This window comes from Streptomyces adelaidensis (genome assembly GCF_016598475.1).
Taxonomy (GTDB): Bacteria; Actinomycetota; Actinomycetes; order Streptomycetales; family Streptomycetaceae; genus Streptomyces; species Streptomyces adelaidensis.
In genome coordinates, this window is record NZ_JAEMUX010000347.1 from 1 (window position 1) to 220 (window position 220).

Here is a 220-nt window from a genome sequence, read left to right on the forward strand (position 1 = left end):
ATCCAGACCCGAGAAGGCCCGGCCGGCCAGCACGTGATCACGGACGATGGTCACCTGGCGTTCGACCCGGCCCTTCCCGGTGGGCCGGTAGGCGGCCAGCACGTCGATGTCGAAGTCGTAGTGCCCGGCGAACGCGACGGCCTCCGGATGCAAAGGGACCGCCTCGCCGGGTGCGACATGGCGGCGGACCACGGTCTTGGTCCGGTCGTAGACGATCACC

General features: G+C 69.5%; 1 pseudogene. It reads right to left on the reverse strand.

The features are described from left to right. Positions 1-220: pseudogene (locus tag I8N67_RS42155) on the reverse strand (IS21 family transposase); the annotation flags it as partial.